The sequence below is a fragment of the Nocardioides sp. B-3 genome (genome assembly GCF_024703895.1).
Lineage (GTDB): Bacteria > Actinomycetota > Actinomycetes > Propionibacteriales > Nocardioidaceae > Nocardioides.
This window is the reverse complement of the sequence record NZ_CP087968.1, coordinates 865,992-889,073: the sequence shown is the minus strand read 5'-3', so window position 1 is coordinate 889,073 and position 23,082 is coordinate 865,992. Positions and strand designations below refer to the sequence as shown.

Annotated in this window: 33 protein-coding genes and 5 pseudogenes; 22 read left to right on the top strand and 16 right to left on the bottom strand. The window is 70.4% G+C overall.

The window, feature by feature from the left end:
• Positions 1-44 precede the first annotated feature (44 nt).
• Positions 45-323 (top strand): hypothetical protein, encoded by a 279-nt coding sequence (locus tag LP418_RS05960; protein ID WP_257955608.1) that lies wholly within the window; start codon positions 45-47, stop codon positions 321-323.
• Positions 235-936: a Bax inhibitor-1/YccA family protein gene (locus LP418_RS05955; RefSeq protein WP_257955607.1), complete on the top strand. Its 702-nt coding sequence runs from the start codon at positions 235-237 to the stop codon at positions 934-936. The genes LP418_RS05960 and LP418_RS05955 overlap by 89 nt, the downstream gene beginning before the upstream one ends.
• A 7-nt stretch (positions 937-943) precedes the next feature.
• Here the strand turns inward: LP418_RS05955 and LP418_RS05950 are convergent, their stop codons facing one another.
• Together LP418_RS05950 and LP418_RS05945 are read right to left on the bottom strand one after the other, a co-directional pair.
• The gene (locus LP418_RS05950) at positions 944-1,543 is read right to left on the bottom strand and encodes a hypothetical protein (protein ID WP_257955606.1); all 600 of its coding nucleotides are present in this window, start codon (positions 1,541-1,543) and stop codon (positions 944-946) included.
• Entirely contained in the window at positions 1,506-2,003 is a 498-nt protein-coding gene (locus LP418_RS05945; protein ID WP_257955605.1) for a hypothetical protein, read from the bottom strand. Before LP418_RS05945 ends, LP418_RS05950 begins: the two co-directional genes overlap by 38 nt.
• Between LP418_RS05945 and LP418_RS32635 the strand changes: the two are divergent.
• From LP418_RS32635 to LP418_RS05915, 8 genes and pseudogenes are all read left to right on the top strand, one after another.
• A pseudogene (locus tag LP418_RS32635) lies at positions 1,894-2,346 on the top strand (pyridoxal-phosphate dependent enzyme); the annotation flags it as partial. The gene LP418_RS05945 and the pseudogene LP418_RS32635 overlap by 110 nt on opposite strands.
• A gap of 142 nt (positions 2,347-2,488) precedes the next feature.
• Positions 2,489-2,887: pseudogene (locus LP418_RS32630) on the top strand (PLP-dependent cysteine synthase family protein); the annotation flags it as partial.
• Positions 2,864-3,436, top strand: coding sequence for a CBS domain-containing protein (locus LP418_RS32625; protein ID WP_442940233.1), 573 nt, complete (start codon positions 2,864-2,866; stop codon positions 3,434-3,436). The pseudogene LP418_RS32630 and the gene LP418_RS32625, both read left to right, overlap by 24 nt.
• A 494-nt stretch (positions 3,437-3,930) precedes the next feature.
• A complete protein-coding gene (locus LP418_RS05935; protein WP_257955604.1) occupies positions 3,931-4,674 on the top strand; it encodes a sulfite exporter TauE/SafE family protein in 744 nt (247 codons plus the stop codon).
• Between the two features lie 263 nt (positions 4,675-4,937).
• Positions 4,938-6,119: a YigZ family protein gene (locus tag LP418_RS05930; protein WP_336276022.1), complete on the top strand. Its 1,182-nt coding sequence runs from the start codon at positions 4,938-4,940 to the stop codon at positions 6,117-6,119.
• A gap of 253 nt (positions 6,120-6,372) precedes the next feature.
• Positions 6,373-6,960, top strand: coding sequence for a hypothetical protein (locus LP418_RS05925; RefSeq protein ID WP_272496317.1), 588 nt, complete (start codon positions 6,373-6,375; stop codon positions 6,958-6,960).
• Positions 6,961-6,986: 26 nt separating this feature from the next.
• Positions 6,987-7,394: a VOC family protein gene (locus LP418_RS05920; RefSeq protein WP_257956918.1), complete on the top strand. Its 408-nt coding sequence runs from the start codon at positions 6,987-6,989 to the stop codon at positions 7,392-7,394.
• Complete coding sequence (locus tag LP418_RS05915; RefSeq protein WP_257955603.1) at positions 7,369-7,575, top strand: hypothetical protein; 207 nt, start codon at positions 7,369-7,371, stop codon at positions 7,573-7,575. Before LP418_RS05920 ends, LP418_RS05915 begins: the two co-directional genes overlap by 26 nt.
• A gap of 91 nt (positions 7,576-7,666) precedes the next feature.
• Here the strand turns inward: LP418_RS05915 and LP418_RS05910 are convergent, their stop codons facing one another.
• Positions 7,667-8,050, bottom strand: a complete 384-nt coding sequence (locus LP418_RS05910; RefSeq protein WP_257955602.1) for a YchJ family protein — start codon at positions 8,048-8,050, stop codon at positions 7,667-7,669.
• Positions 8,051-8,110: 60 nt separating this feature from the next.
• Here LP418_RS05910 and LP418_RS05905 point away from each other — a divergent pair, with 60 nt between their 5' ends.
• The 3 genes from LP418_RS05905 to LP418_RS05895 are packed head-to-tail and all read left to right on the top strand — an operon-like array spanning position 8,111 to position 9,365.
• Complete coding sequence (locus LP418_RS05905) at positions 8,111-8,566, top strand: hypothetical protein (protein WP_257955601.1); 456 nt, start codon at positions 8,111-8,113, stop codon at positions 8,564-8,566.
• Positions 8,563-8,796, top strand: a complete 234-nt coding sequence (locus tag LP418_RS05900; protein WP_257955600.1) for a hypothetical protein — start codon at positions 8,563-8,565, stop codon at positions 8,794-8,796. The genes LP418_RS05905 and LP418_RS05900 overlap by 4 nt, the downstream gene beginning before the upstream one ends.
• Positions 8,797-8,837: 41 nt before the next feature.
• Positions 8,838-9,365, top strand: coding sequence for a DinB family protein (locus LP418_RS05895; protein WP_257955599.1), 528 nt, complete (start codon positions 8,838-8,840; stop codon positions 9,363-9,365).
• A gap of 3 nt (positions 9,366-9,368) precedes the next feature.
• On the opposite strand, the gene LP418_RS05890 is transcribed toward LP418_RS05895, so the two are convergent.
• Positions 9,369-9,755, bottom strand: coding sequence for a VOC family protein (locus tag LP418_RS05890; protein WP_257955598.1), 387 nt, complete (start codon positions 9,753-9,755; stop codon positions 9,369-9,371).
• A 125-nt stretch (positions 9,756-9,880) separates the two neighbouring features.
• Entirely contained in the window at positions 9,881-10,150 is a 270-nt protein-coding gene (locus tag LP418_RS05885) for a hypothetical protein (RefSeq protein ID WP_257955597.1), read from the bottom strand.
• A 142-nt stretch (positions 10,151-10,292) separates the two neighbouring features.
• Between LP418_RS05885 and LP418_RS05880 the strand changes: the two genes are divergently transcribed.
• Both LP418_RS05880 and LP418_RS05875 read left to right on the top strand, forming a co-directional pair.
• A complete protein-coding gene (locus tag LP418_RS05880; RefSeq protein WP_257955596.1) occupies positions 10,293-10,754 on the top strand; it encodes a hypothetical protein in 462 nt (153 codons plus the stop codon).
• Between the two features lie 55 nt (positions 10,755-10,809).
• Entirely contained in the window at positions 10,810-11,205 is a 396-nt protein-coding gene (locus tag LP418_RS05875) for a hypothetical protein (RefSeq protein ID WP_257955595.1), read from the top strand.
• 9 nt (positions 11,206-11,214) lie between these two features.
• Here LP418_RS05875 and LP418_RS05870 read toward each other — a convergent pair whose 3' ends face one another.
• Positions 11,215-11,637, bottom strand: a complete 423-nt coding sequence (locus tag LP418_RS05870; RefSeq protein WP_257955594.1) for a WS/DGAT domain-containing protein — start codon at positions 11,635-11,637, stop codon at positions 11,215-11,217.
• A 172-nt stretch (positions 11,638-11,809) separates the two neighbouring features.
• Positions 11,810-12,625, bottom strand: a pseudogene (locus LP418_RS05865) (wax ester/triacylglycerol synthase domain-containing protein); the annotation flags it as partial.
• A 90-nt stretch (positions 12,626-12,715) separates the two neighbouring features.
• Between LP418_RS05865 and LP418_RS32620 the strand changes: the two are divergent.
• The gene (locus LP418_RS32620) at positions 12,716-13,207 is read left to right on the top strand and encodes a hypothetical protein (RefSeq protein WP_442940130.1); all 492 of its coding nucleotides are present in this window, start codon (positions 12,716-12,718) and stop codon (positions 13,205-13,207) included.
• An 895-nt stretch (positions 13,208-14,102) separates the two neighbouring features.
• Positions 14,103-16,150, top strand: a pseudogene (locus LP418_RS32615) (vWA domain-containing protein).
• A 3-nt stretch (positions 16,151-16,153) separates the two neighbouring features.
• Here LP418_RS32615 and LP418_RS05850 read toward each other — a convergent pair.
• From LP418_RS05850 to LP418_RS05840, 3 genes are read right to left on the bottom strand one after another with little or no spacing between them, the layout of a single operon-like run.
• A complete protein-coding gene (locus tag LP418_RS05850; RefSeq protein ID WP_257955593.1) occupies positions 16,154-16,549 on the bottom strand; it encodes a nuclear transport factor 2 family protein in 396 nt (131 codons plus the stop codon).
• Positions 16,550-16,554: 5 nt separating this feature from the next.
• Positions 16,555-17,745, bottom strand: a complete 1,191-nt coding sequence (locus LP418_RS05845; protein ID WP_257955592.1) for an AarF/UbiB family protein — start codon at positions 17,743-17,745, stop codon at positions 16,555-16,557.
• Positions 17,682-17,879 (bottom strand): hypothetical protein, encoded by a 198-nt coding sequence (locus LP418_RS05840; protein ID WP_257955591.1) that lies wholly within the window; start codon positions 17,877-17,879, stop codon positions 17,682-17,684. Before LP418_RS05840 ends, LP418_RS05845 begins: the two co-directional genes overlap by 64 nt.
• 48 nt (positions 17,880-17,927) lie before the next feature.
• Here LP418_RS05840 and LP418_RS05835 point away from each other — a divergent pair, with 48 nt between their 5' ends.
• A complete protein-coding gene (locus LP418_RS05835) occupies positions 17,928-18,215 on the top strand; it encodes a DUF1905 domain-containing protein (protein ID WP_257955590.1) in 288 nt (95 codons plus the stop codon).
• Positions 18,216-18,292: 77 nt separating this feature from the next.
• Here LP418_RS05835 and LP418_RS05830 read toward each other — a convergent pair whose 3' ends face one another.
• The 3 genes from LP418_RS05830 to LP418_RS05820 form a co-directional block, all read right to left on the bottom strand.
• On the bottom strand, positions 18,293-18,673 hold the full coding sequence (locus tag LP418_RS05830; RefSeq protein ID WP_257955589.1) for a hypothetical protein: 381 nt from the start codon (positions 18,671-18,673) through the stop codon (positions 18,293-18,295).
• Positions 18,674-18,772: 99 nt separating this feature from the next.
• Entirely contained in the window at positions 18,773-19,291 is a 519-nt protein-coding gene (locus LP418_RS05825) for a CDP-alcohol phosphatidyltransferase family protein (protein WP_257955588.1), read from the bottom strand.
• Positions 19,288-19,518 (bottom strand): hypothetical protein, encoded by a 231-nt coding sequence (locus tag LP418_RS05820; protein ID WP_257955587.1) that lies wholly within the window; start codon positions 19,516-19,518, stop codon positions 19,288-19,290. Before LP418_RS05820 ends, LP418_RS05825 begins: the two co-directional genes overlap by 4 nt.
• Positions 19,519-19,654: 136 nt before the next feature.
• Here LP418_RS05820 and LP418_RS05815 point away from each other — a divergent pair, with 136 nt between their 5' ends.
• The gene (locus LP418_RS05815; RefSeq protein WP_257955586.1) at positions 19,655-20,221 is read left to right on the top strand and encodes a dihydrofolate reductase family protein; all 567 of its coding nucleotides are present in this window, start codon (positions 19,655-19,657) and stop codon (positions 20,219-20,221) included.
• On the opposite strand, the gene LP418_RS05810 is transcribed toward LP418_RS05815, so the two are convergent.
• A complete protein-coding gene (locus LP418_RS05810) occupies positions 20,211-20,738 on the bottom strand; it encodes a hypothetical protein (protein WP_257955585.1) in 528 nt (175 codons plus the stop codon). The genes LP418_RS05815 and LP418_RS05810 overlap by 11 nt on opposite strands.
• On the opposite strand from LP418_RS05810, the gene LP418_RS05805 reads away from it, so the two are divergent.
• The 3 genes from LP418_RS05805 to LP418_RS05795 all read left to right on the top strand — a co-directional run bounded on the left by LP418_RS05805 (position 20,719) and on the right by LP418_RS05795 (position 21,979).
• Entirely contained in the window at positions 20,719-20,973 is a 255-nt protein-coding gene (locus LP418_RS05805; protein WP_257955584.1) for a hypothetical protein, read from the top strand. The two genes, LP418_RS05810 and LP418_RS05805, sit on opposite strands and share 20 nt — an antisense overlap.
• 153 nt (positions 20,974-21,126) lie before the next feature.
• A complete protein-coding gene (locus LP418_RS05800; RefSeq protein ID WP_257955583.1) occupies positions 21,127-21,738 on the top strand; it encodes a hypothetical protein in 612 nt (203 codons plus the stop codon).
• Positions 21,739-21,742: 4 nt separating this feature from the next.
• Positions 21,743-21,979, top strand: coding sequence for a hypothetical protein (locus LP418_RS05795; protein WP_257955582.1), 237 nt, complete (start codon positions 21,743-21,745; stop codon positions 21,977-21,979).
• Positions 21,980-22,379: 400 nt separating this feature from the next.
• Here LP418_RS05795 and LP418_RS05790 read toward each other — a convergent pair whose 3' ends face one another.
• Positions 22,380-22,646, bottom strand: coding sequence for a hypothetical protein (locus tag LP418_RS05790; RefSeq protein WP_336275915.1), 267 nt, complete (start codon positions 22,644-22,646; stop codon positions 22,380-22,382).
• 115 nt (positions 22,647-22,761) lie between these two features.
• A pseudogene (locus tag LP418_RS32610) lies at positions 22,762-22,878 on the bottom strand (VOC family protein); the annotation flags it as partial.
• Between the last annotated feature and the right edge of the window lie 204 nt (positions 22,879-23,082).

The following is a 23,082-nucleotide window of genomic DNA, read 5'->3' as shown; positions in this document are numbered from 1 at the left end:
GCAGCACGAGCAGCACCATGTGCATCGGCCTCCAAGGAGAGACCATGAAGAGCAACAACCCCGTTTTCGCCCGTTCCCGGGAATTCAACGGTTCGGCCAACGCCTACGGCAACCAGACCTACGCCGGCGGCGGACAGGCCCTACCCGGGCTACGGCCGGGCGCCGTCAGCCCCGGAGTACGGCGACCCGTCGACCTACGGCACGGGCACGCCCGGCCGAGTGGACCGGGGCCGGATGACGATCGACTCGGTCGTCCAGAAGACCGCCATCACGCTGGCCGTCGTCATCGCGGCCGCTGCCGCGACGTGGTTCTGGACCGGTGACTCGGTCACCGAGTCCGGCATCGAGAACTCCGACGCCATCGGCAAGCTCTACCTCGCCCTGATGGTCGGCTCCTTCGGCGCGTTCGCGCTGTCGATGGTCAACTCGTTCAAGCGCGTCATCAGCCCGCCGCTGGTGCTCGCCTTCGCCGTGCTCGAGGGCATCGCTCTCGGTGCCCTGTCGAAGTTCATCCCGATCGTCGCCGGCGTCGGCACCGACATCGTGCTGCAGGCCGTCATCGGCACGTTCGCGGCCTTCGCGGGCACGCTCGCGGCCTACAAGTTCTTCGACATCAAGGTCGGCAACAAGTTCCGCACCTTCGTCGTGGCCGCCATGTTCGGCATGGTGGCGCTCGGTCTGATGGAGATGGTGCTGAGCTTCTTCGGCAACCAGATCGGCTTCTTCGGCTTCGGCACGACCGGCCTGCTGTTCGCCATCGGTGGCCCGGTGCTCGGTGTGTTCATGCTGATCCTCGACTTCGACTTCGTCGAGCAGGGCATCGCCGCCGGGCTCCCCGAGCGCGACTCGTGGCGGGCGGCCTTCGGCCTGACCGTCAGCCTCGTCTGGATCTACACCAACCTGCTCCGGATCCCGGCGATCTTCCAGCAGGACTGATCTGCAGCTACTCCGCTGGCCCCGCGTCGATGGACGTGGGGCCGGCGTCATTTTCGGTGTCGTTCTCTGAGGCTTCCGGCGACTCGACGTCCGGGCTCGGGTGGCGTCGGCGGTGCCGCAGCTCGACCCAGCGACCGCGCAGGCCGCGCTGGGCGCCCGAGACCTCGGTGCCGCCGAGCTCCGTGCCGGGCGTCTTGACGGCGCGCACGGCGGCGGCCGCGACCGGCAGGACTCCCTCGCCGCGATAGGCGGCGGGCAGCGCCTCGTCGTCGGGGATCAGGCCGAGCTCGGCCGGGCAGGACGGGATCAGCACCGAGGCGAGCTGCTTGTAGCCGTTGGCGGAGGGGTGGAACTGGTCGGGCCCGAAGAGCAGCGCGGGGGCCGCGGCGAACTCCGGGCCGAGGATCGAGGCCAGCGCCACGGTGCGCCCACCGGCCTCGACGACCGCGATCGTCTGGGCAGCGGCCAGCCTGCGTGACCGGGTGCGCGCGACCTGCTTGAGCGGGGAAGCGATGGGCTTGACGGTGCCGAGGTCGGGACAGGTGCCGACGACGACGGCAACACCGTTGTCACGCAGCAGCCGCACGGCCTCGGACAAGTGGCGCACCGACTGCGACGGGGTCACCGAGTGGGTGACGTCGTTGGCACCGATCAGGATGACCTGCGAGATCTGGCCTGATCGGCAGCGCCGCTTCGATCTGGGCCAGCAGGTCGCTGGACTTCGCGCCGACCACGGCGAACTCGCGCAGGTGCACGCGCCGGTCGGCCCGGGTTGCCACGCCGCTCGCGAGCTGGGCGCCGGGGGTGTCCTCGACCCGCTCCACGCCGTAGCCGGCGGCGCTCGAGTCGCCGAGCAGCGCGATCCGGATGGCGGGGCCGGGGCGACCACGGCCGTACCACCCGCTCGACTCCGGAGGGCGCTCGCCGTTGGGCTCGCCGATGGCTCGACGCGCGAGCGTGGCCTCGGCCCGCAGCACGCCGTACAGCCCGGCACCGAGGACGGAAAGACCGCCGCCACCGAAGGCGGCGGCCGATGCGAGCTTGCGTGCTGCCCCTGTGGTCCCCACGACTTCATGCTACGGGCGGGTAGATGACTACATTGATCGGGTGAAGTATGTGAACTCGCTCCTCGACCTCATCGGCAACACCCCGCTGCTGAGGCTGTCCACCTCTCTCGACGACCTCGGGAGCGCCGAAGGGCCGCTGGTGCTCGCCAAGATCGAGTACCTCAACCCCGGCGGGTCCGTGAAGGACCGCATCGCGACCCGGATGATCGAGGCCGCCGAAGCGTCCGGTGAGCTGCAGCCCGGCGGCACGATCGTCGAGCCCACGTCGGGCAACACCGGTGTCGGGCTGGCGATGGTGGCGCAGGAAAAGGGCTACAAGTGCATCTTCGTGTGCCCCGACAAGGTGAGCGAGGACAAGCGCAACGTCTTGAAGGCGTACGGCGCCGAGGTGGTCGTCTGCCCGACCGCCGTCGCTCCCGAGCACCCCCGACTCCTACTACAACGTCTCCGACCGGCTCGCCTCGCAGCCCGGTGCCCGGAAGCCGGACCAGTACTCCAACCCGCACAACCCGCGCTCCCACTACGAGACCACGGGTCCGGAGGTCTGGGAGCAGACGGACGGCAAGGTCACGCACTTCGTGTGCGGCGTCGGCACCGGCGGCACCATCTCCGGCATCGGTCGCTACCTCAAGGAGCAGAACCCTGACGTCCGGGTGGTCGGCGCCGACCCCGCCGGCTCGGTCTACTCCGGTGGCACCGGTCGCCCCTACCTCGTCGAGGGCGTCGGCGAGGACTTCTGGCCCGACACCTACGACCGGAGCATCGCCGACCGGATCATCGAGGTCTCCGACGCCGACTCGTTCGCCTACACCCGCCGCCTCGCCCGTGAGGAGGCGCTGCTCGTCGGCGGCTCGTCCGGCATGGCCGCCTTTGCCGCCAAGCAGCTCGCCGAGGAGCTCGCCGCCGAGGGTCGCACCGACGCCGTCATCGTGGTGCTGCTGCCCGACTCCGGTCGCGGCTACCTCACCAAGGTCTTCAACGACGAGTGGCTGGGCTCCTACGGCTTCGCCACGGAGGGCGACTCCCGGGACCGCACCGTCGGCGAGGTGCTGCGCGGCAAGTCCGGCCAGCTGCCCGACCTCGTGCACACGCACCCCAGCGAGACGGTCGCCGAGGCCGTGCACATCCTCCGAGAGTACGGCGTCTCGCAGATGCCCGTCGTGCGCGCGGAGCCGCCGATCGTGGCCGCCGAGGTCGCCGGTTCGGTGTCCGAGCGCACCCTGCTCGACGCCCTCTTTGCCGGTACGGCGAAGCTGACCGACCCGGTCGAGGACCACATGTCCGCGGCGCTGCCGACCATCGGCTCGACGTCGCCGGCCCGCGAGGCAGTGAAGATGCTGGAGTCCTCCGACGCCGTGCTGGTGCAGGAGGACGGCAAGCCCGTCGGTGTGCTCACGCGTCAGGATTTGCTGGCGTTCTTGGCCCGCGGGTGATGATGGCGCCGTGAAGATCATCGTGCGCGGCCTGCTGGCCGCACTGCTGCTCCTGCTCGCCGCCGGTTGCTCCGACGACTCGTCCGAGGAGCCCGCCGACCCCAAGGCCGCTGTGGAGGTGGAGCTCGGGAAGGGGTTCACCCGGAACGAGTTCACCGTCGCCGACGACTGGACGATCGAGTCCTCGAAGCAGACCATCAGCATGGAACAGGTGGACCGGCCCTACATCACCGGCGAGGTGACCAACGGGGCGGACGAGGCGCGGTTCGCGGTCTTCGAGTTCATCTTCGTCGCCGACGGCAAGCTCCGGTCGACGATCCGCTGCACCTCCGAGGAGATCCCCGCCGGTGAGACCACCGGACTCGGGTGCCCGGGATTCCGGGGAGATGCCGGCGGGCTACGACCTGATCCGAGTCCGGGAAATCAAGCGCTGACTTGGACCTGTCCACCAGCACGGTCGCGCCCTGGTCCCGGCCGCCCCGGCGGCCGGTTTCGTGGACGCGGTCGTCGGTGGCGGCGGGCTGATCCAGCTGCCGGCGCTGCTGATCGGGCTGCCGGGCGCCTCGGTCGTGCAGATCGCGGCCACCAACAAGCTGGCGTCCTTCTGCGGGACGTCGATCAGCGCGGCGACGTACTTCCGAAGGATGCGGCCCGACCCGAGGACCTTCCTGCCGCTGATGCTCGCCGCCTTCGTCGGCTCCTTCGGCGGAGCGCTGGTGGCGTCGTTGATGCCACGCAGCGCCTTCGACCCGATCATCCCGGTCGCGCTGGTGCTGGTGGGTTCCTATGTGTGGTTCAAGCCGAGCGTCGGCTCGCTGACGCGGCTGCGGTTCAGCGGCGGCCAGCACGTGTCCGCAGTGCTGATGACCGGCATCGCCGTCGGGTTCTACGACGGCGCGATCGGACCCGGGACCGGTTCGTTCTTCGTCTTCGCCCCGGTCGGCCTGCTGGGCTACGACTTCCTCCGGGCCTCGGCCAAGGCCAAGCTCGCCAACTGGGCGACCAACCTCGCCGCGCTCGTCGTCTTCATCCCGCAGGGCGCGGTGATCTGGCACCTCGCGCTGATGATGGCCGCGGCCAACATCATCGGCGGCTATGCCGGAGCGCGGGTCGCCATGGCCCGCGGGGCGCGGTTCGTGCGGATCTTCTTCCCCGGTCGTCGTCACCGCGCTGGTGATCCGGCTCGGTGGCGGCGTGCTCGGACTCTGGTGACCCGCCTTCGCGGGCCCGCCCGGTAGCGTGCCTCGCGTGGGAGTTGTGGGGACGGTCGACCGCTTCCAGCGTCGGCATCCGGTCATCGGGTTCCCGCTCGGGGTGATCTACAAGTTCTTCGACGACCGGGGCAACTACCCGGCCGCGATGATGACCTACTACGCGTTCGTCGCGATCTTCCCGCTGATGCTGCTCGGCACCTCGATCCTCGGCTTCGTGCTCGGCGCGAAGCCCGAGTGGCAGGAGGACATCCTCAGCTCCGCGCTCAGCCAGTTCCCGATCATCGGCGATCAGCTCGGGCGGCCCGAGGGGCTCCGGGGGCTCGGCCGCCGGGGTCGCGTTCGGAGCGTTCGCCGCTCTCTACGGGTCGCTCGGGCTGGCGCAGTCGCTGCAGAACGCGATGCACGTCGCCCGGTCGGTGCCGCGCAACTCGCGCCCCAATCCGTTCTACGCGCGGGTCAAGAGCCTCGTCCTGCTGCTCACGGCCGGCGCCGCGCTGCTCTCCGTCTCGGTGGTGTCGACCGTCGCCAGCACGACCGGCGCGTTCTTCGACGTGGGCACCCTGAACCAGATTTTCGGGGTGCTGCTGCCGCTGGCGACGGCGCTCATCGTCGGCACGATGCTGACCGTCCTGTTCCGCTTCGCCGCCGCCGGCCAGCACAGCTTCCGGCGGGCCGCGCCCGGTGGGTTCGCGCTCGCGCTGATGTGGCAGGGCCTCCAGCTGCTGGGTGCCCTGTACGTCGCCGAGGTGCTCGTCGACACGACCTCGATGACCAAGACCTTCGGGCTGGTCCCGGGGCTGGTCGGCTTCCTGTTCATCGGCGCCGTGATGGCGGTGCTGGCCATGGAGATCAACGTCGTGATCGCGCGCCGGCTCTTCCCGCGGGCACTGCTGACGCCCTTCACCGACGCCGTCGACGTGACGCCGGCCGACCGGCGTGCCTACGCGTCCTACGCCCGGATGCAGCGGCACAAGGGCTTCGGAGCGGGTCGAGGTCACCCGGGACGAGCGGGAGTGACGTCCTACCTCACGCTGGGTCGCGACTCCTCCGGTCAGGTCGAGGTGAAGGGGTCGCGCTTCCTGTGCACCCTGCAGCGCGTGCCGTCGGAGGCTGCCGCCCGAGCGCTGGTGGCGGCACAACGCAAGGAGCACTGGGACGCGCGGCACCACTGCTCGGCCTTCGTGCTCGGCCCGGACGGCACGCTGCAACGCTCCTCCGACGACGGCGAGCCCGCGGGCACCGCCGGTGCGCCGATGCTCGAGGTGCTCCGCGGCGCTGGGGTCTCCGACGTGGCCGCGGTCGTGACGAGGTGGTTCGGCGGCACCCTGCTCGGAGCGGGCGGACTCGTCCGCGCGCACGGCGACGCCGTCCGTGTCGCCCCCGGACTCCGCCGGCACGCTGCGACGCGACCTCGTCACGGAGTTCGCGATCACCCTCGACCACGGTTCCGCCGGACGGGTGGAGAGTGAGCGGCGCGCGCGTGGCCTCGTCGTCCTCGATGCGGCGTACGGCGAGGGCGTGAGGCTCCCTCGTCGGCTCCACCACCCCCGTTGTCCGTGGGCCCGATCGTGGCCGAGGTGACGGGTGGCGCGGCCACGCCCGAGCGGGTCGGCGAGCGCTGGGTCGACGCGGGCTGACGCGTCTCCGGGTCTTCTCGGGAATTCTCTTGCTCTGTATGCGTTGTAACGGTGTAATCATGTAACGAAACCAAGGAGAATCGTGATGAACACCCCGAACGAGAACACCGAACGACGCGGTCGAAGCCGCGGACCGGGCCGTGGGCACGGCGGCCCACGTGGTCGTGGCGGCTGGCAGGTCGCCGACCTGCCCAGCGCCGATGACGCCGCCGACTGGTTCGCCGGCAGGCTGCCGTCCGAGTGGTTCACGTCCGTCGACGTGACCACCGACCGCGAGGAGATCCTCGTGATCGGCACCCTCGCCGACGAGTCCGCCACCGCGGCCGAGGCCGAGGGACGGATCAGCCGCTTCCGGTCCGAGACCCGCGAGCAGCGGATCGAGATCGCTCTCGAGGCCGAGGCCCGCTACCAGCGCAAGGTCTCGTGGGGCACCAGCCTCGGCGACACCACGGCGCTGTTCACGCACGTGTCCGCACCGGTGATGACGCGCCTGCGTCAGCCCGAGCGGCAGGTGCTCGACACCCGGTCGACGCGGGCGTGGCCCGCTCGCGCTCGGACGCCCTCGCCCCGGTCGGTCCGCCTCGTCGGCGAGCACGCCGACGAATGGCTCGGCCAGCTGCGCGACGCGATGTCCGAGGTCGACAAGCTTCGCGGCGAGGGTCCCAGCCTCTGATCACCTAGGCTCGGGTCGTGTTCTGGATGAGCGCCTTCATCGACGTACCAGCCCCCGACTTCGAGCCCTCGGTGACCTTCTGGTCTGCCGTGAGTGGCTGGTCGCCCTCGGCACGTCGCGGCGCCGACGAGGAGTTCCTGACCCTCGTCCCGCCCACCGGCGACGACCACCTGCGGATGCAGCGGGTCGGGGACGAGTCCCCGCGGATCCACCTCGACCTGCACGTCCCGGACCCCCGCGCCAGCGCCGATCGTGCGGTGGAGATCGGCGCCAAGGAGGTCGCCGACCACGGCTACCTCGTCATGCGCTCGCCCGGCGGGCTGACCTTCTGCTTCGTGTCGCACCCCGCAGCGCAGGCCGCGCCACCCGCGCGCTGGCCCGACGGCTCGCGGAGCATCATCGACCGAGGTGTGCATCGACGCCCCGCGTGCTGACTTCGACGCCGAGGCCGCCTTCTGGCGGTCGCTGCTCGGGTGGCAGCAGACCGGTTCGCCGTACGCCGAGTTCGAGCGGCTCGTCCGCCCCGCCGACCCGGGCCCTGCGGGTCCTGCTCCAGCGCGTCGGCGACGACGGGCCGGTCCGCGCGCACCTCGACCTCGCCTGCTCGTCGCGTGAGCGCGAGCTGTTGCGGCACGTGGGCCCCGGGCGCGCTGGTGGTCGCGGACCACGACGCCCGGACGGTGATGGCCGACCCGGCGGGGATGGCCTACTGCCTGACGGACTGCTCGCCCGACGCCTGACCGACGTAGACCCAGCGACCCCCGCGTTGCTCGGAACACACTGCGCTCGTGCAGCCGCCCGGTTCCGGCGGGCGAGTCGTAGTGCGCGACGAACTCGACCTCGACGCCGGTCGCGCCGGAGCACCTCGGAGCCGGGTCCGGGTGAGGCCGGGCTCGGGCGCCGGGTCGTCCGGGCGGGTGCGCGGGTGCCGAGTGCGGAAGACGTAGTCGGTCTCGCCGACGGCGTACGCCGAGAAGCGCGAGCGCATCAGCTGCTCGGGCGAGGTCGCCGCGGAGGCGCCGCGGTGGAGCGGCCCGCAGCAGGCGTCGTACGGCGATGCCGAACCGCACGGACAGTCGCGAGTGAACACCCCGCGAGCCTAAACGGCGCTACATTGCGGCCGGGACGTCGCGACCGAAGGAGACCCCCTGTGAGCACCATCCGACTGACTGTGCGCGCTGCTGCCGGGGGCGCTCTTGCTGTCCGCGGCGCTGGGCACGGGCGTGCCGGCGCACGCCGCGCCCACCGCCACCACCACGACCGTGACGGTCCGGGCCGCGACGCTCGCCTACGGCGAGACCGCCAAGGTGACCGTCAGCGTCGACGCGGCCACCAACGGCCAGAAGCCGGCCGGCAAGGTCGAGCTGAAGGTCGGGGACAAGGTCCTCACGGCCGACGTCGCCAACAGCGGGAAGGTGGACCTCGACTGGCCGTTGGTGGGCGCGTCCACCACGCCGTACGCCGTGATCGCGTCGTTCGCCCCGACGGTTGCGGCGGACTTCAGCCCCTCGACATCGGCGCCGGTCAACGTCACGGTGACCAAGGACGCGACGACGTCATCACCCTCGCTGGGCCACAGCCTCACCCCGCAACAAGGTCGTCGTGAAGACCGTCGTGACCTCTGCCCACGGCCGAGTCCCGACCGGCAAGGCGAAGTTCGTCCTGCGTCGCAACGGCATCAAGCTCGGATCGGCGATCGTCGGTCTCAGCGCCACGGGCGGAGCGAAGGCCGGGTTCGGCAACGTTCCCGACAAGGGCACCTACAAGGTGATCGCGAAGTACCTCGGCAGTCCCAACTTCGCCCGCTCCAAGGGGACGGTCACCGCCGCGTCGTAAACGGGGTGAGCGGCCCGACGCCGGCCGCTAGCCTCGCGGGCATGTCTGACACCGAACGCCACAGCCCGCCCACGAACGGCAGCGAGATCGTCCAGCTGCGTGCGTGGCTCGACTTCCACCGCCACGCCCTGAAGCGGAAGGCTGCGGGGTTGACGCAGCAGCAGCTCGCCCAGACCCTGCCGCCGAGCACGCTGTCGATCGGCGGCCTGCTCAAGCACATGGCGCTGGTGGAGGACAACTGGTTCTCGGTGGTGCTGCTCGGCAACGAGGACGCCGAGCCGTGGGTCGGGGTCGACTGGGAGGGCGACCCGGACTGGGAGTTCCGCACGGCGGCCGACGACTCACCGGAGGTGCTGCTCGGCCTGCTGGACGACGCGATCGAGGCGGGCAACCGCACGCTCGACGAGATCGGCGACAACCTCGACCTGCTCGCGAAGGTCGAGTCGAAGCACGCCGGAACGCCCTTCGACCTGCGCTGGATCATGCTGCACATGATCGAGGAGTATGCGCGCCACAACGGTCACGCCGACCTGATCCGCGAATCGATCGACGGCGTCACGGGCACCTAGCGATCAGGCCACCGTCTGGTGGACGCAGAGCACGTTGCCGTCGGGGTCCTTGAACCGGGCGGCCTTCTCGGTGCCGAACTCGCAGACGTGGTCGACGGTCTTGATCTCCGGCAGGTCGTAGTCCTCGAAGACGACACCCCGGCTCTCGAGCGTGGCGACCTCGCGGCCGATGTCGTCGACCTCGAAGCTCATCGCGGTGCTCTCGGAGCGGGTGCCGTCAGGACGTGGGAGCAGCAGCAGGGTGGAGCCGCCCTCGAGCGCGAACATCGCGCTGCCCTCGTCGTTGGTGCCGGTGTAGTCGAGCCCGAGGGACTCGGCGTAGAACTTCTGTGCGCGGTCGACGTCGGTGACCGGGAGCATCATCGCGACCGAGCGGTGTGCGAGCGACATGAGCGCCTCCTTTGGCCGCTCCCATCGTCCGTCCGACCGTCGCCGCCCGCAATGGTCGAGATGGGGGGAAATGCCCTGCAGGGGCCTCGCCGACAGGCGAGACCCCTGCGTCATGTGCGCCCGGATCAGGGCTTGTTGCCGCCACCCGGGTGGGTGCCGTTGGCCGCGCAGTACTCCTCGACGGTCATGTCGGCGGCCTCGGCGGCGGCCTCGAGACCGGCGAACGGCGGAGCCTTGCGCTTCATCTCCCGGCCCTTCTCGGAGCCGTGGAAGTAGGCGGTGCAGAGGCCGAACGTGTTGTGGCCGTTGGGGCCGGGCTCGGCGGTGGCGACGACCGTGCCACCGGCGATGAGTGCGGCGACGGCCGCGGGAACTGCGAGCATGGTGATGCGCATGAAATGCCTTCCGAGGAGGTTGTTGCTACACCCCATTCAGATCTCGTGACGGGTGTCGCGAGCCCACCCCCCTCCCGGTGTGGCTGATTACGAAGGCAGAGTTTGGGCCGTAACCAACGCACTTGGCAAGAGTTTGAAGGACGTGAATTTTTCTCGGGTTCTCGTCGCCTCGATCCTGCTCGTCGTCGGTACGGCGAGCGTCGGTTGTGCGCCCTCCGGTGCCGATGACCCGGCCGGCGCGGGTTCCAGCCTCGAGCCGGACTTCAAGCCCGGCAAGGGCAAGCACGGGCGCGGCAAGGGCAAGCAGGGCGCCGACAAGGCGGTGGCCGACGGGGCCGGCAAGCAGAAGCCGAAGGGCGAGCGCGACGGCTCGAGGAAGCCGAAGAAGGCCCCCTCGAACGCATCCAGCCCGTCCGGGAGCCCGTCGCCGGCGGCGTCGAGCAGCACTCCCGACAGCCCGGCGACCACGTCGTCGAGCACGCCCACTGCCACGCCCACTGCCACGCCCACGAAGAGCGCGACGAAGGGGCCGGACAGCACGTCGCCGACCCCGACGAACGGCCGGGGGCGCCGGCTCCGCCAGCGTCAGCGACGCACGCGGTGACGTCCGTGGAAGCCTCACCGGCGCGCCGGCGTATGCCGACGCCGTGGGTGCGGTCGTGACGCGCACGGCCGGCGGGTTCGAGGTGCGCATCCGGGTCGCGGGCACGCTGCCGCAGGTCTGGGACGGGTCGAACGTGGAGAACGTCGTGGCCTTCTTCGACGTCGACCTCGACGGCCGGGTCGACTACGAGGCCCGGGGCCACCCGGCCGAGGAGGGCTGGAGCGCGAGCTCGCGTTCGCCGAGCGGAGCCGGGTTCGGCGCCGCGAGCGGCGTCACTGCCACACCGGTCGGCGACACGCTCGTGCTGAGCTTCCCGGCGTCGGTGGTCGGGGACGCATCGAGCTTCCAGTGGTCGGTCGCCACCGAGTTCGGCTCGCTCGCGCAGGTCGCCTCCGGGACGACGGCCTCCGATTTTGCCCCCGACAGCGGGGGCGTGCGCTTCCCCGCCTGAAACAGCGGCTCAGGCGACGATGCCGAGCCGCTCCTCGAGCTTGTCCAGCTCCTCGCCCGAGTAGACCGCGATCCGCTGCAACGAGGGGATGGAGTCACGGCAGCCGGTGTAGCCGACGTTGAACTTGCCGTCGTAGGACACTGCCGTGACGTTGAGGGCCCGGCCGTTGAACAGCAGGCTCACCGGATAGAACTCGATCAGCTGGGAGCCGTCGAGGTAGCGCGTCTCGGCGGGGCCGGGGACGTTGGAGATCACCGGGTTGGACGCGGGCTTGCCGCGACCGCCGAAGCCGAAGATGGCCTGCGCCATGAAGGGCAGCATCAGGGCAGCGGTGTAGGCGTCCATGGCCATGCCGCCGACATCGGGCAGCCGCTCCTTGCCGAGTCGCGTTGAGGACTTGATCCGCGCGATGCGCTCGATCGGGTCGTCCATGTCCGTGCCGAGCATGGCGTAGAGGAAGGTGATCGCGTTGCCGACCGAAGCGCCGTCGCCGCTGCGCACGGACACCGGGACGTTGGCCGTGAGCGTCTGCTCGGGGAGCTTGTCCCTGGTCCATCAGGTAGCGCCGCAGTGCGCCGCCGGTGATCGTGAGGAAGACGTCGTTGAGGCTGGCGTCCGCGGCCTTGGCGACCTTCTTGATCCGGTCGATCGAGTAGTTCTGCGTCGCGAAGCGGCGAGGAGTGTGGATGCGTCCGTTGAAGATCGACTTGGGAGCGCGGAACGGCGCCGCGCGCTCGACGTCACCGAGACCGGTCGCCGTCTCGAGGTAGGTCCGGCCCGGGGAGGTCGCGACACTCGTGGCGTTCTTGCCGGCGTCGACGAGACCGCCCACGAGTGAGGAGATCTCGGGGCGGACGATGTCGAGGGTGGCGCTCGTGCGAAGGATGCCGGACTGGTCCGGCCCACGGGTGCCCACCGCCCACGGCGGCAGCATGTCGCGAGTGTCGGGATCGGCCGAGAGCATCCGCTTCAGCAGCCTGATGCCGCCGACGCCGTCGACCCGGGAGTGGTGCGCCTTGAAGTAGAGCGACCAGCGCCCCTCCTCGAGGCCCTCGATCACGTGGCACTCCCAGAGCGGGTAGCGGCGATCCATCTTGGCGCTGTGCAGCCGCGAGATCAGCACGCCGAGCTCGCGCTGCGAGCCGGGTGCGGGCAGCGCGGAGTGCCGCAGGTGGTAGTCGAGGTCGATCTCCTCGTCCGGCAGCTCGACCCAGCTCGGCACCGGCAGCGTCTTGAACAGGTAGTTGAACGGCGGCGCGAAGCTCTTCACCTCACGCCAGCGGGCCACCGGGTCCGCGACGAAGGTCGGTTGACCCTCCGGGACGGCCAGATTGGCCAGCATCCCCACCTGCATCGGGGTCTTGGACTTCTCGGCGAAGAGCCGGGCCGAATCGTTGGTCTTGAGCAACTTGCGAGCCACGTGAGTTCCTTGACGTCTGAGGTGTACGCGACGGTAACGACGCAGACGTGTCCGGGGTGACGTATTGCGTGATCGGACTAGCGTGGGAGCGTGACCCCACCTCCCGCCATCGCCACCCTCGGCGAGCTCCGCGCTTCCGGACACGAGCTCAAGTCGCTGCGCGTCGAGCTCCGAGACAACCTCCTCGCCCGGCTCCGCGCCGGTGTCGACCCGTGGCCGGGCCTGCACGGCTTCGCCGACACCGTCATCCCGCAGCTCGAGCGCGCGCTCATCGCCGGCCACGACCTCGTCCTCCTCGGCGAGCGCGGCCGTGGCAAGACCCGCTTGCTCCGCTCGTTGGTGGGCCTGCTCGACGAGTGGTCGCCGGTCATCTCCGGGTCCGTGCTGGGGGAGCACCCCTATGACCCGATCACGATCACCTCGAAGCAGTCGCTGGCGACGTACGGCGATGAGCTGCGCATCTCCCCGGCGCCACCGCGACGAGCGCTATTCCGAGAAGCTGGCCACCCCCGACACGAGCGTGGCCGACCTGATCGGCGACGTCGATCCGATGAAGGTGGCCGAGGGGCGTTCGCTGGGTGACCCCGAGACGATCCACTTCGGCCTGATCCCCCGATCCCACAGGGGAATCGTGGCGATCAACGAGCTGCCCGACCTCGCCGAGCGCATCCCAGTCGCCATGCTCAACGTGATGGAGGAGCGCGACATCCAGATCCGCGGCTACGTCCTGCGGCTGCCGCTCGACGTGCTCGTCGTGGCGTCCGCCAACCCCGAGGACTACACCAACCGCGGGCGCATCATCACCCCCCTCAAGGACCGCTTCGGCGCCGAGATCCGCACGCACTACCCGCTCGAGATCACCGACGAGATCGCGGTGATCCGCCGGGAGGCCGACCCGGTCGCCGAGGTGCCCGACGTGCTCGTCGAGATCCCGGCGCGCTTCACCCGCAACCTTCGCGAGTCGAGTGCCGTCGACCAGCGCTCGGGTGTCAGCGCCCGGTTCGCGATCGCCGGCGCCGAGACGATCGCCGCCGCCGCGCTGCACCGCGCCACCGTCAACGGCGAGGACCTCGCCGTCGCTCGCGTCGTCGACCTCGAGACCGCCGTCGAGGTGCTCGGCGGCAAGATCGAGTTCGAGACCGGCGAGGAGGGGCGCGAGAGCGAGGTCCTGACCCACCTGTTGCGTACGGCGATCGCCGAATCCGTCAGGGGCCACTTCCGTGGCCTCGACCCTGGGCCTGCTCGTCGAGGCCATCGAGGACGGCGCCACCATCGCCACCAGCGGCACCACGACCGCGCGGGAGTTCCTGTCCGGACTGCCCGTGCTCGGCGAGTCCGAGGTCTACGACGACATCGGTGCCCGCATCGACGCCACCAACGACGGCGAGCGTGCGTGCGCCATCGAGCTCGCGCTCGAGGGGCTCTACCTCGCCCGTCGCGTCGGCAAGGAGACGGACGGGCGGGAGACGGTCTACGGATGAGCCGTTACCGGAAGTACGACGGCGGCGACCCGCTCGCCCCGCCGGTCGACCTGGCGGAAGCGCTGGACGCGATCGGCCGGGAGGTCATGGCTGGCTACTCGCCCGAGCGCGCCATGCGCGAGTTCCTTCGTCGTGGCGGCAAGGACCAGCAGGGCCTCGACGACCCGGCGCGCCGGATCGCGGAGAAGCGGCGCGACCTGCTGAAGCGGCACAACCTCGACGGCACCATGCAGCAGGTGCGCGAGCTGCTCGACAAGGCGGTGCTCGCCGAGCGCGGGCAGCTGGCCCGCGACGTGGTCATGGAGGACAGCGACCGGGCCTTCCGCGAGCTCCAGCTCGATGCCTTGCCGGACAGCACGGCCGCTGCGGTGGCCGACCTTGCGGCGTACGACTGGAAATCGTCGGAGGCACGCGAGGCCTACGAGGAGATCAAGGACCTGCTCGGCCGCGAGCTGCTCGACCAGCGCTTCGCCGGCATGAAGGAGGCCATGGAGGGCGCGACCGAGGAGGACCGCGCCGCCATCAACGAGATGCTCGGCGACCTCAACGACCTCCTCGAGACGCACTCGCGCGGTGAGGACACCGACGAGGACTTCGCCGACTTCATGGGAAAACACGGTGACTTCTTCCCGGAGAACCCGCAGAACATCGACGAGCTGATGGACACCCTCGCCGAGCGCTCGGCCGCCGCCCAGCGGATGCTCAACTCGATGACCGCCGAGCAGCGAGCCGAGCTGATGCAGCTCTCACAGCAGGCGTTCGGCTCGCCCGAGCTGATGCAACAGCTCGCCCGGATGGACGCCAATCTCCAGTCCCTGCGCCCCGATCTCGACTGGGGCAGCTCGGAGAGCTTCGAGGGCGATCAGGGCCTCGGCCTCGGCGACGGCACCGGCGCCTTCCGGGACCTCGCCGAGCTCGACGCCCTCACCGACCAGCTCTCCCAGTCGTGCGGCGGAGCGCGGATGGATGACGTCGACCTCGACGCCCTCGCGCGCCAGCTCGGCGACCGGGCCGCCGTCGACGCACGGACCCTGTCGGAGCTCGAGAAGGCGCTGCGCGACAGCGGCTACCTCAAACGCGGCTCCGACGGCGAGCTGCGGCTCTCACCCAAGGCGATGCGCCAGCTCGGCAAGGCGTTGCTCCGCGACGTCGCCACCCGGATGTCCGGGCGCCGGGGGGCAACGCGAGTCGCGCAACGCCGGGTCCGCCGGCGAGCTCTCCGGAGCGACCCGGGCCTCGGGAGTTCGGGGACACCGAGCCCCGGGACGTGACGCGGACGATCACCAACGCCGTGCTGCGGACTGCGGGCTCCCCGGCGGTTGAGGAGGTCGCGCAGCGACCGTCACGAAACCCCGGCGTTCCGCGCGTCCGCATCCGGGTCGACGACATCGAGGTCCAGGAGACCGAGGAACGCACCCGGGCAGCGGTCGCCCTGCTCGTCGACACATCCTTCTCGATGGCGATGGACGGCCGCTGGGTCCCGATGAAGCGCACCGCACTCGCGCTGCACCAGCTGATCCAGTCCCGCTTCCGCGGCGACCACCTGCAGCTGATCGGCTTCGGCCGGCACGCACAGGTGATGGAGATCGAGGAGCTGACTGCCCTCGACGCCCGCTGGGACAAGGGCACCAACCTGCACCACGGGCTGCTGCTGGCCAACCGGCACTTCCGCAAGCACCCCAACGCCCAGCCGGTGCTGCTGATCGTCACCGACGGCGAACCCACCAGCCACCTCGAGCCCGACGGCGACGTCTGGTTCTCCTACCCGCCGCACCCGCTGACGATCGCCAACACCGTGCGCGAGCTCGACAACTCACGCCGCATCGGCGCGCAGACCACGTTCTTCCGCCTCGGCGAGGACCCCGGCCCGGCCGGGTTCATCGAGTCGATGGCCCGCCGCGTCGACGGCCGGATGGTCTCGCCGGAGCTCGACGACCTCGGCGCGGCCGTGGTCGGGTCCTATCTCGGCGATCGGTCGGCGTCGACGTACAGGGAACAATTCGGCGGCTGGGGCATGGGCGACCGCGGATTCTGGGTCGGCTGAGGGTCAGCCCGCGAGCATCCGCATCAGCTCGGCGCCCATCTGCTCGACCACGGCGTTGAGTGCCTTCATCGGGCGGATCATCACGGTGAAGTCGGTGATCTGGCCGTCGGTGTCCCGGGTGATGATGTCGACGCCGCTGACGTCGAGACCCCCGACAGTGGTGCGGAACTGGAGCACGGCCGAGTCGGAGGCCAGCCACTCACGCTCGTAGGCGAGCTCCGGCCCGAGCACCGTGAAGGCCGCCGTGAGGTAGCCGACGACCGTGTCGCGGCCCACCTGCGGCGTGTGCACGGCCGGGCTGCGGAAGACCGCGTCCTCGGCGACCGGGGCGGGCAGGCCGGCGGCGTCGCGGCTCTTCACCACGGCGTGCCAGCGGGCGAGGGCGGCAGCGGAGTCCATGGCGGTCATCGTGTCAGACCGCGAACCCCGGAAGGTTCTCCTCGAGGATCGCGCGGAACGGCGCCTCCGCCTCGAGCTGGCTGAGCAGGCCGAGGCCGCCGAGCCGAGTGCGGTGGATCAGCAGGTAGCTCGTCGGCAGGTTGAGCTTGGTGGCGATCGTGAAGGCGGGGTCGCGCGGGTTGTTGATCCGCTCGAACTGCGTCCGCATCCACTGGCGGCTGAAGCGGAAGTTCTCGACGCGCGCCGGCTCGATGAACGGCGAGAGGTAGTCGAGGACGAGCTGCGGGTCGACCTTCACGTTGTCCTTGATGAAGCCCTCCTCGCGCAGCCCGGCGACCAGCTGGTCGTGCTCGGCGTCGCGCGCGACCCGGATCAGCGTGCCCATCGCGCGGGAGATGACGCTCGGGCAGCCGGGCGACCGCGCCGAAGTCGAGGACGCCGAGCTGCCCGGTCTCGGGGATCGGGCGGAAGTTCCCGGGGTGCGGGTCGGCGTGCAGCATCCCGGTGCGCGCGGGCCCGGAGAAGAGGAAGCGAGCGAGCAGCTCGCCGTAGTGGTTGCGCTCCTCCTGCGTCCCCTCGCGGATGACGTGCGCGAGGCTGTACGGCGACTCGAGCCACTCAGTGACCAGCACCTTCTCCCCGCTGGCCACGACGTCGGGCACCACGAAGTCGGGGTCGTCGAGGAACGCCTCGGCGAACGCACGCTGTGCCTCGGCCTCGAGGGAGTAGTCGAGCTCGTCGGCGGCCCTCGCCTGCAGCTCGGCGACGAGGGGCTTGATGTCGATGCCGGGGAACACGGGCGCGATGCCCTTCGCCGGGCGGGCGAGCTGGCGCAGGTCGCCCATGAGCGCCTCGCCGGCGCCGGGATATTGCACCTTCACCGCGACGTCGCGCCCGTCGGACCAACGCCCCTTGTGCACCTGCCCGATGCTGGCAGCAGCGGTCGGACCCCCGTCGAGCCAGACGAGCTGCTTCTTCCGTGTCGGGCCGAGGTCGTTCTCCAGCTGGTCGCGCACCGTCTGGGTCGGCATCGGCGGTGCGTCGTCCTGCAGCTTGGTCAGGTTGGCGCGGTACGGCGCCACCAGCTCGTCGGGCAGGGCGGCCTCGAGCACGCTCAGGGCCCGGCCGAACTTCATCGCTCCGCCCTTGAGCTCGCCGAGCGTCTTGAACAGCTGCTCGGCGGTGCGCTGCTGCACCTCGTTGAGCACCATCTCCGCGGGGCGCCGCCCAGCCGCTTGCCGAAACCCATCGCGGTGCGACCGGCGTAGCCCGGGGGCAGCGCCGCGAGCCGCGCACCACGGGCGATGCCCTTGCGGGGAAGTTCGGTCATGGCGTCAGTGTCGCCGATGCCCGGTTGGCGAGCCCTATCGTGGTCGGCATGGAGCTCGAGTTCGCCGGGGAGATCGTCGAGTGGCGTGGGCCGGCGCCCTACTACTTCGTGCCGCTGCCGCCCGACGAGGCCGACCTGATCGACGAGGTCAAGGCGGAGGTCGCCTACTGGGGCGTGATCCCGGTGACGGCCTTCCTCGGCGACACATCCTTCACGACGTCGATGTTCCCGCGCGAGGAGACCTACTTCCTGCCGCTCAAGGACGCCGTCCGCAGGGCTGAAGGCGTCGCGCTCGGCGACGTCGTCGAGGTCCGCCTCAGCGTCGGCCGGGCGTGAGCCACCGCTCGCCCGCCTCGGTAGTCCAGTGGCAGTTGGCTGTCGAAATCGGTGATCCACAACCATCTGCCACTGGACTAGGTCCGCCCCGGGCTCGGCGGTTGAGGAGGTCGAGCAGCGACCGTCACGAAACCCCGGGAGCGAGCCGCTGCTCGATCTCGTCCATGGCTTCGCCGTACGCCGACTCGAGATCGACGTCGTAGCGGTCGGCCAGCACCAGCACCGCCCAGAGGCAGTCGGCGAGCTCGTGCGAGCGCGTCGTGCGTCTCCTCGGGCGTGCCGAAGTCGGAGCGCACGTTGTCGGCGGCCATCGCGAGCTGGGCGAGGTCGCCGACGTCGCCGACGAACCCCATCAGGGTCTCCGCGCGGGTCCACGTGCGCCCGCGCTGCGCGAGGTTGAGGTCGTCGTACTTCGCGGCGATCTCGAGGCCGCGCGCCTGCAGGTCGGAGAGGGTCATCGACATGCCACTCACTGTGGCATCCGTGTCTTCAGGTGACACCGTGCCCACAGTCACCGGGGCGGCTCTTTGCCGAGGTCAGGCAGGTGCAGCGCGTGGTCATCGGCTCCGGCGCGTGGTCAGGTAGAGGCTGAGCGCGACGTAGTAGGCGACGTAGGCGAGCGAGATCGCCAGCCAGATCGGGCTGGGGTCGGGGAACTGCGCGAGCAGGACGGCATAGCTGGCCAGCCACAGGACGGTGAGGGCGAGGGTCGGCACCTGCAGCGTGGTGGTGCGCGACGGATAGACGTAGCCGATCGGGACGAAGACGAGCACGGCGCAGATCAGCAGCACCGCCGTCACAGCGCCGGGCGCGAGGTCGAGGACGACGACGTAGAACGCGGCGATGTTCCAGTAGCTCGGGAAGCCGAGGAAGAGGTGGTCGTCGGTCTTCGCGTCGACCCGGCAGAACTGGTAGACCGACGCGACGAGCGGCACCACGGCCAGCACGGTCGCCGATGTGCCGTCGCCGAGGTAGCCCGCACTCCACAGCAGCACCATCGGCATGAACGCGTAGGTGATGTAGTCGACGATGTTGTCGAGCAGGGCGCCGTCGAACCACGGGACGTGCCGCTTCACCTGCACGTAGCGGGCCGGGGAAGCCGTCGGTGCCGTCGACGAGCATGGCCACCGGGGAAAAGCCAGAGTCCGCGGACGGTGTCACCCTCCATCACGGCGATCACCATGAGGAAGGCCAGCACGATGCCCGAGGCGGTGTAGGCGTGCACCAGCCGGGACGCGACGACCGAGAGAGGCGCGCTGGGCCGGGAACCGGCGGGGTCGAGGACCTTCTGCTGGGCACCCACGCCCAGATCATGTCAGAGGAGAGGCAGACAACCCGCCAAGAATGGCCGGAAGTCATCTCGCTACCGGTGTCGTATTCGAGCAGGGTTGTTCGTGGAGTGAATGAAAGTTCCCCCAGACCCACACCGGGAGAAGAAGATGCGCAACCTCATCGTCACCGCGTTCATGTCGCTCGACGGAGTCATGGAGGCTCCCGGCGGCGAAGCCGGTCACCGCAGCTCCGGCTGGACCTACAAGGACATCGAGTTCGTGCCCGACGCCTACGAGATCAAGGGCAGCGAGCAGGAGGAGGCAGGTGCCCTGCTGCTGGGTCGCAAGAGCTACGAGGCGTTCGCCCCGGTGTGGCCGACGATGGTCGACGACTTCAAGGGCTACAACTCGATGCCGCGCTACGTCGTCTCGACCACCCTTGCCGAGGAGGACCCGCGCTGGCCCGCCACGATCCTGCGCTCCGTCGACGACGTCGCTGCGCTCAAGGAGACCGACGGCGGGCCGATCAGCGTCCACGGGAGTGCCGAGCTGGGCTGGGCGTTGGCCGATGCCGGTCTGGTCGATCGCTACCACCTCCCGGTCTTCCCCGTGCTGCTCGGCGCGGGCAAGCGGCTCTTCAGCGGCAGCGACAAGGACAAGGAGCTGCTCGACGTGGTCGAGACCGAGACCTACAGCAACGGCATCACCAAGATCGTGGCCGACGTCAAGCGCTGACACCATGTGCCCATGACCCGGGTCGCGCTCTCCCGCCTGCCGGGGGAGCGCGTCCTCGCGGTCGACGGGGACGCGTCGCGCGAGCTGGCGATGGCCGACCTTGCGGCGTACGTCGAAGCGCGGGAGTGCGACGGGAGACGCTGGGTCTGGGACGACACCGCGAGGTGGGCGCCGCCGCTCCCCGGCGGCCGGGGTGCGCGTCGCGCGCTGCCACGACCTGCGGCTGGGACACCACCTGCTGCGGCGTGCGCCCGCCGTCGACAACACGCTGCTGACGGGGTCCGAGTCGGAGCACTGGGACCGGCTCGGGCCCAGCACGGTGACCGATCCGACCCTGTTCTGGGTCGACGAGACGGCCGAACACCTGCGTGCCGACCTCGAGGACGCGCGGCAGCTGGCCGCGGTCGCGGCGTCGCCCGAGTCGTCGCGGCTGTCGTTGCTGCTCGCGGCGGAGTCGGCAGGCGCCCCTGGTCGCGGCCGAGATGTCCCACGCCGGGGTGCCCCGGCGCGTCGACATCCACGAGCGGCTGCTCGTCGACCGGCTCGGTGCGCGCCCACCGCGCGGTGCGCGGCCCGCGAAGCTGGAGGCGTTGGCAGCAGAGGTGCGAGCCGCGTTCGGCGCGCCGGGGCTCAACCCCCGACTCGCGTCCCGAGCTGTTGGCCGCGCTTCCGCCGTACCGGACTTGAGGTCTCTGACACCCGAGCGAGCTCGCTGCGCGCGCTGGACCACCCGGGCATCGAGCCGCTCCTGAGGTACAAGCAGGACGCACATCTCCTCTCCACGAACGGGTGGACGTGGATCGACCAGTGGGTGCGAGGCGGCCGGTTCCGGCCGAGCTACCAACCGGCCGGTTCGACCACCGGGCGCTGGTCGTCGAACGGGGGGAGGGGCACTGTCCTTCCCGGTGCAGGTGCGACCGGCGGCCGTGGCGGACGAGGGCTGGCTGTTCGTGGTCGCCGACGTCGCGCAGCTCGAGCCGCGGGTGCTCGCCGGCATGAGCGGCGACGCCGCGCTCGCGCGATCCGCTCGCGGTGCCGATCTCTACCAAGGCATGGTCGACGACGGCGCGGTCGCGTCGCGCAACGACGCGAAGCTCGGCCTGCTCGGAGCGATGTACGGCGCGACGAGCGGTGAGAGCGGCCGGATGGTCGCGGGCCTGACGCGTCGCTATCCGGCCGCCTTCGGGCTCGTCGAGCAGGCGGCACGCGACGGCGAGCGCGGCCGGGTCGTGCGCACCCTGCTCGGTCGCGGAAGCCCGAGCCCGGGGGAGGCGTGGGAGTCCGACGACGATTCTGCCGGAGTCGATCCCGATGCCCGGGCCCGCCGGCGCCGCGCGTACGGCCGCTTCACCCCGCAACTTCGTCGTCCGGGGAACGGGTGCCGAGTGGGCGCTGTGCTGGATCGCGGACCTCCGCAACCGCCTGTGGGCCCTCGGGACTCCCGATGCGCGACCCCACCTCGTCTTCTTCCTGCACGACGAGGTGGTGGTCCACACGCCGGCTGCACTCGCGGATGACGTCGTGACGGCGACTCACGCCGCCGCGGCGACTGCTGCCGGTTTGCTCTTCCGCGACCTCGCCATCGACTTCCCGCTCAACGTCTCGATCGTGAAGTCGTACGCCGACGCGGGCAAGCCCGGTGCAGTGATCGGCCGCATCGCCCAAGCTGCCGTCGCTCGGGGCATGCTTCATGTTGGACACGGCCTCGACCAACTCGCTCGCGTCTCCGACGACCTTCGAATCCCGCCCAGCTGCTGACGTCGGTCAGTGCAGAGAGGTTGGTTCGGCCACCGCGGCGCGCAAGGATGACGAACGCCCGGGCCAGCGGCGACCGCGCCGGGCGGGAACTGTGGGATCAACGACGCAGCGGCGGCCACCACGAGGACGATCGACGCGGCACGCGGGATCTGACGCTGCCGCCAACCGGCGATCGCGATCGCCGGGAACCCGATCAGGCAGAGGACCATCTTCGGTGCCCAGTAGGCGAGTACCCGGGGGCGACGACATCAGCACCTCGGCAGCCGAGTCCTGCGACTCGACGAGGACGACGGACAGGTAGCCGATCCCGCCGAGGATGCAAAGTGCGCCCCCCGACACCGAACGCGATGCCGACCCGGGGGTCCAGTCCCGGTGGCGGTCTGGTGATCGAGCTGGATGGTCATGGTCGCTCCTCGTGGCTGACCTGCGTCGAGACCAGATAGTCCGCAAGGCGCGAGTCGATCTCGTCGCGCGTGAGCTCGTGCTCCCGGAGCTCGTCGAACCAGCCCGTGACGGTTTCGTTGGACGTGCTGAGCTCGAGGGCGATGTGGTCCGGGTCCCGGAAGTTCAGGTGCGCCCCGAACTCCATGTCGCGAATCGGCGTGTACTCGACACCGAGCGCCTTCAGATGCAGCTCCCATGACACGAGCTCCTCGCGGGAGTCCACTCCGAAGCCGAGGTGGTCCAGCCCCGTGTGCAGCTCGGTGAACGGCTCGCCGTGGCCGGCGTCGTGGCGGACGAGCGCCAGCAGGAACGCCGTCGGCCGGTGCAGCAGGATCCCTGGCCGTGCCGAAGTCGGCCAGCCGGATCAGCCCGAGCACGTCGGCGTAGAAGCGCTCGCTGCGGTCCGGGTCGGTGACAGACAGGCTCGCGTGGTCGACGCCGGCGAACTCAGGCATCGGGCCGCTCTGACGACGTGGGAGTGGTCGCAGCCGTGGGCCACGGCCAACGGCGCACGAACACCGGGTAGTACCGGGCCGAGTAGGCCCAGCTGGGGCTCGTGAGCGCACGCTCGATGGCCCCTAGGATCCTTGTTGATGTCCGCATCACGGCCTCCTTCTGCAGGAACGTCTCCGGTCGAAACTCCCACCGGCGGCCCCGGT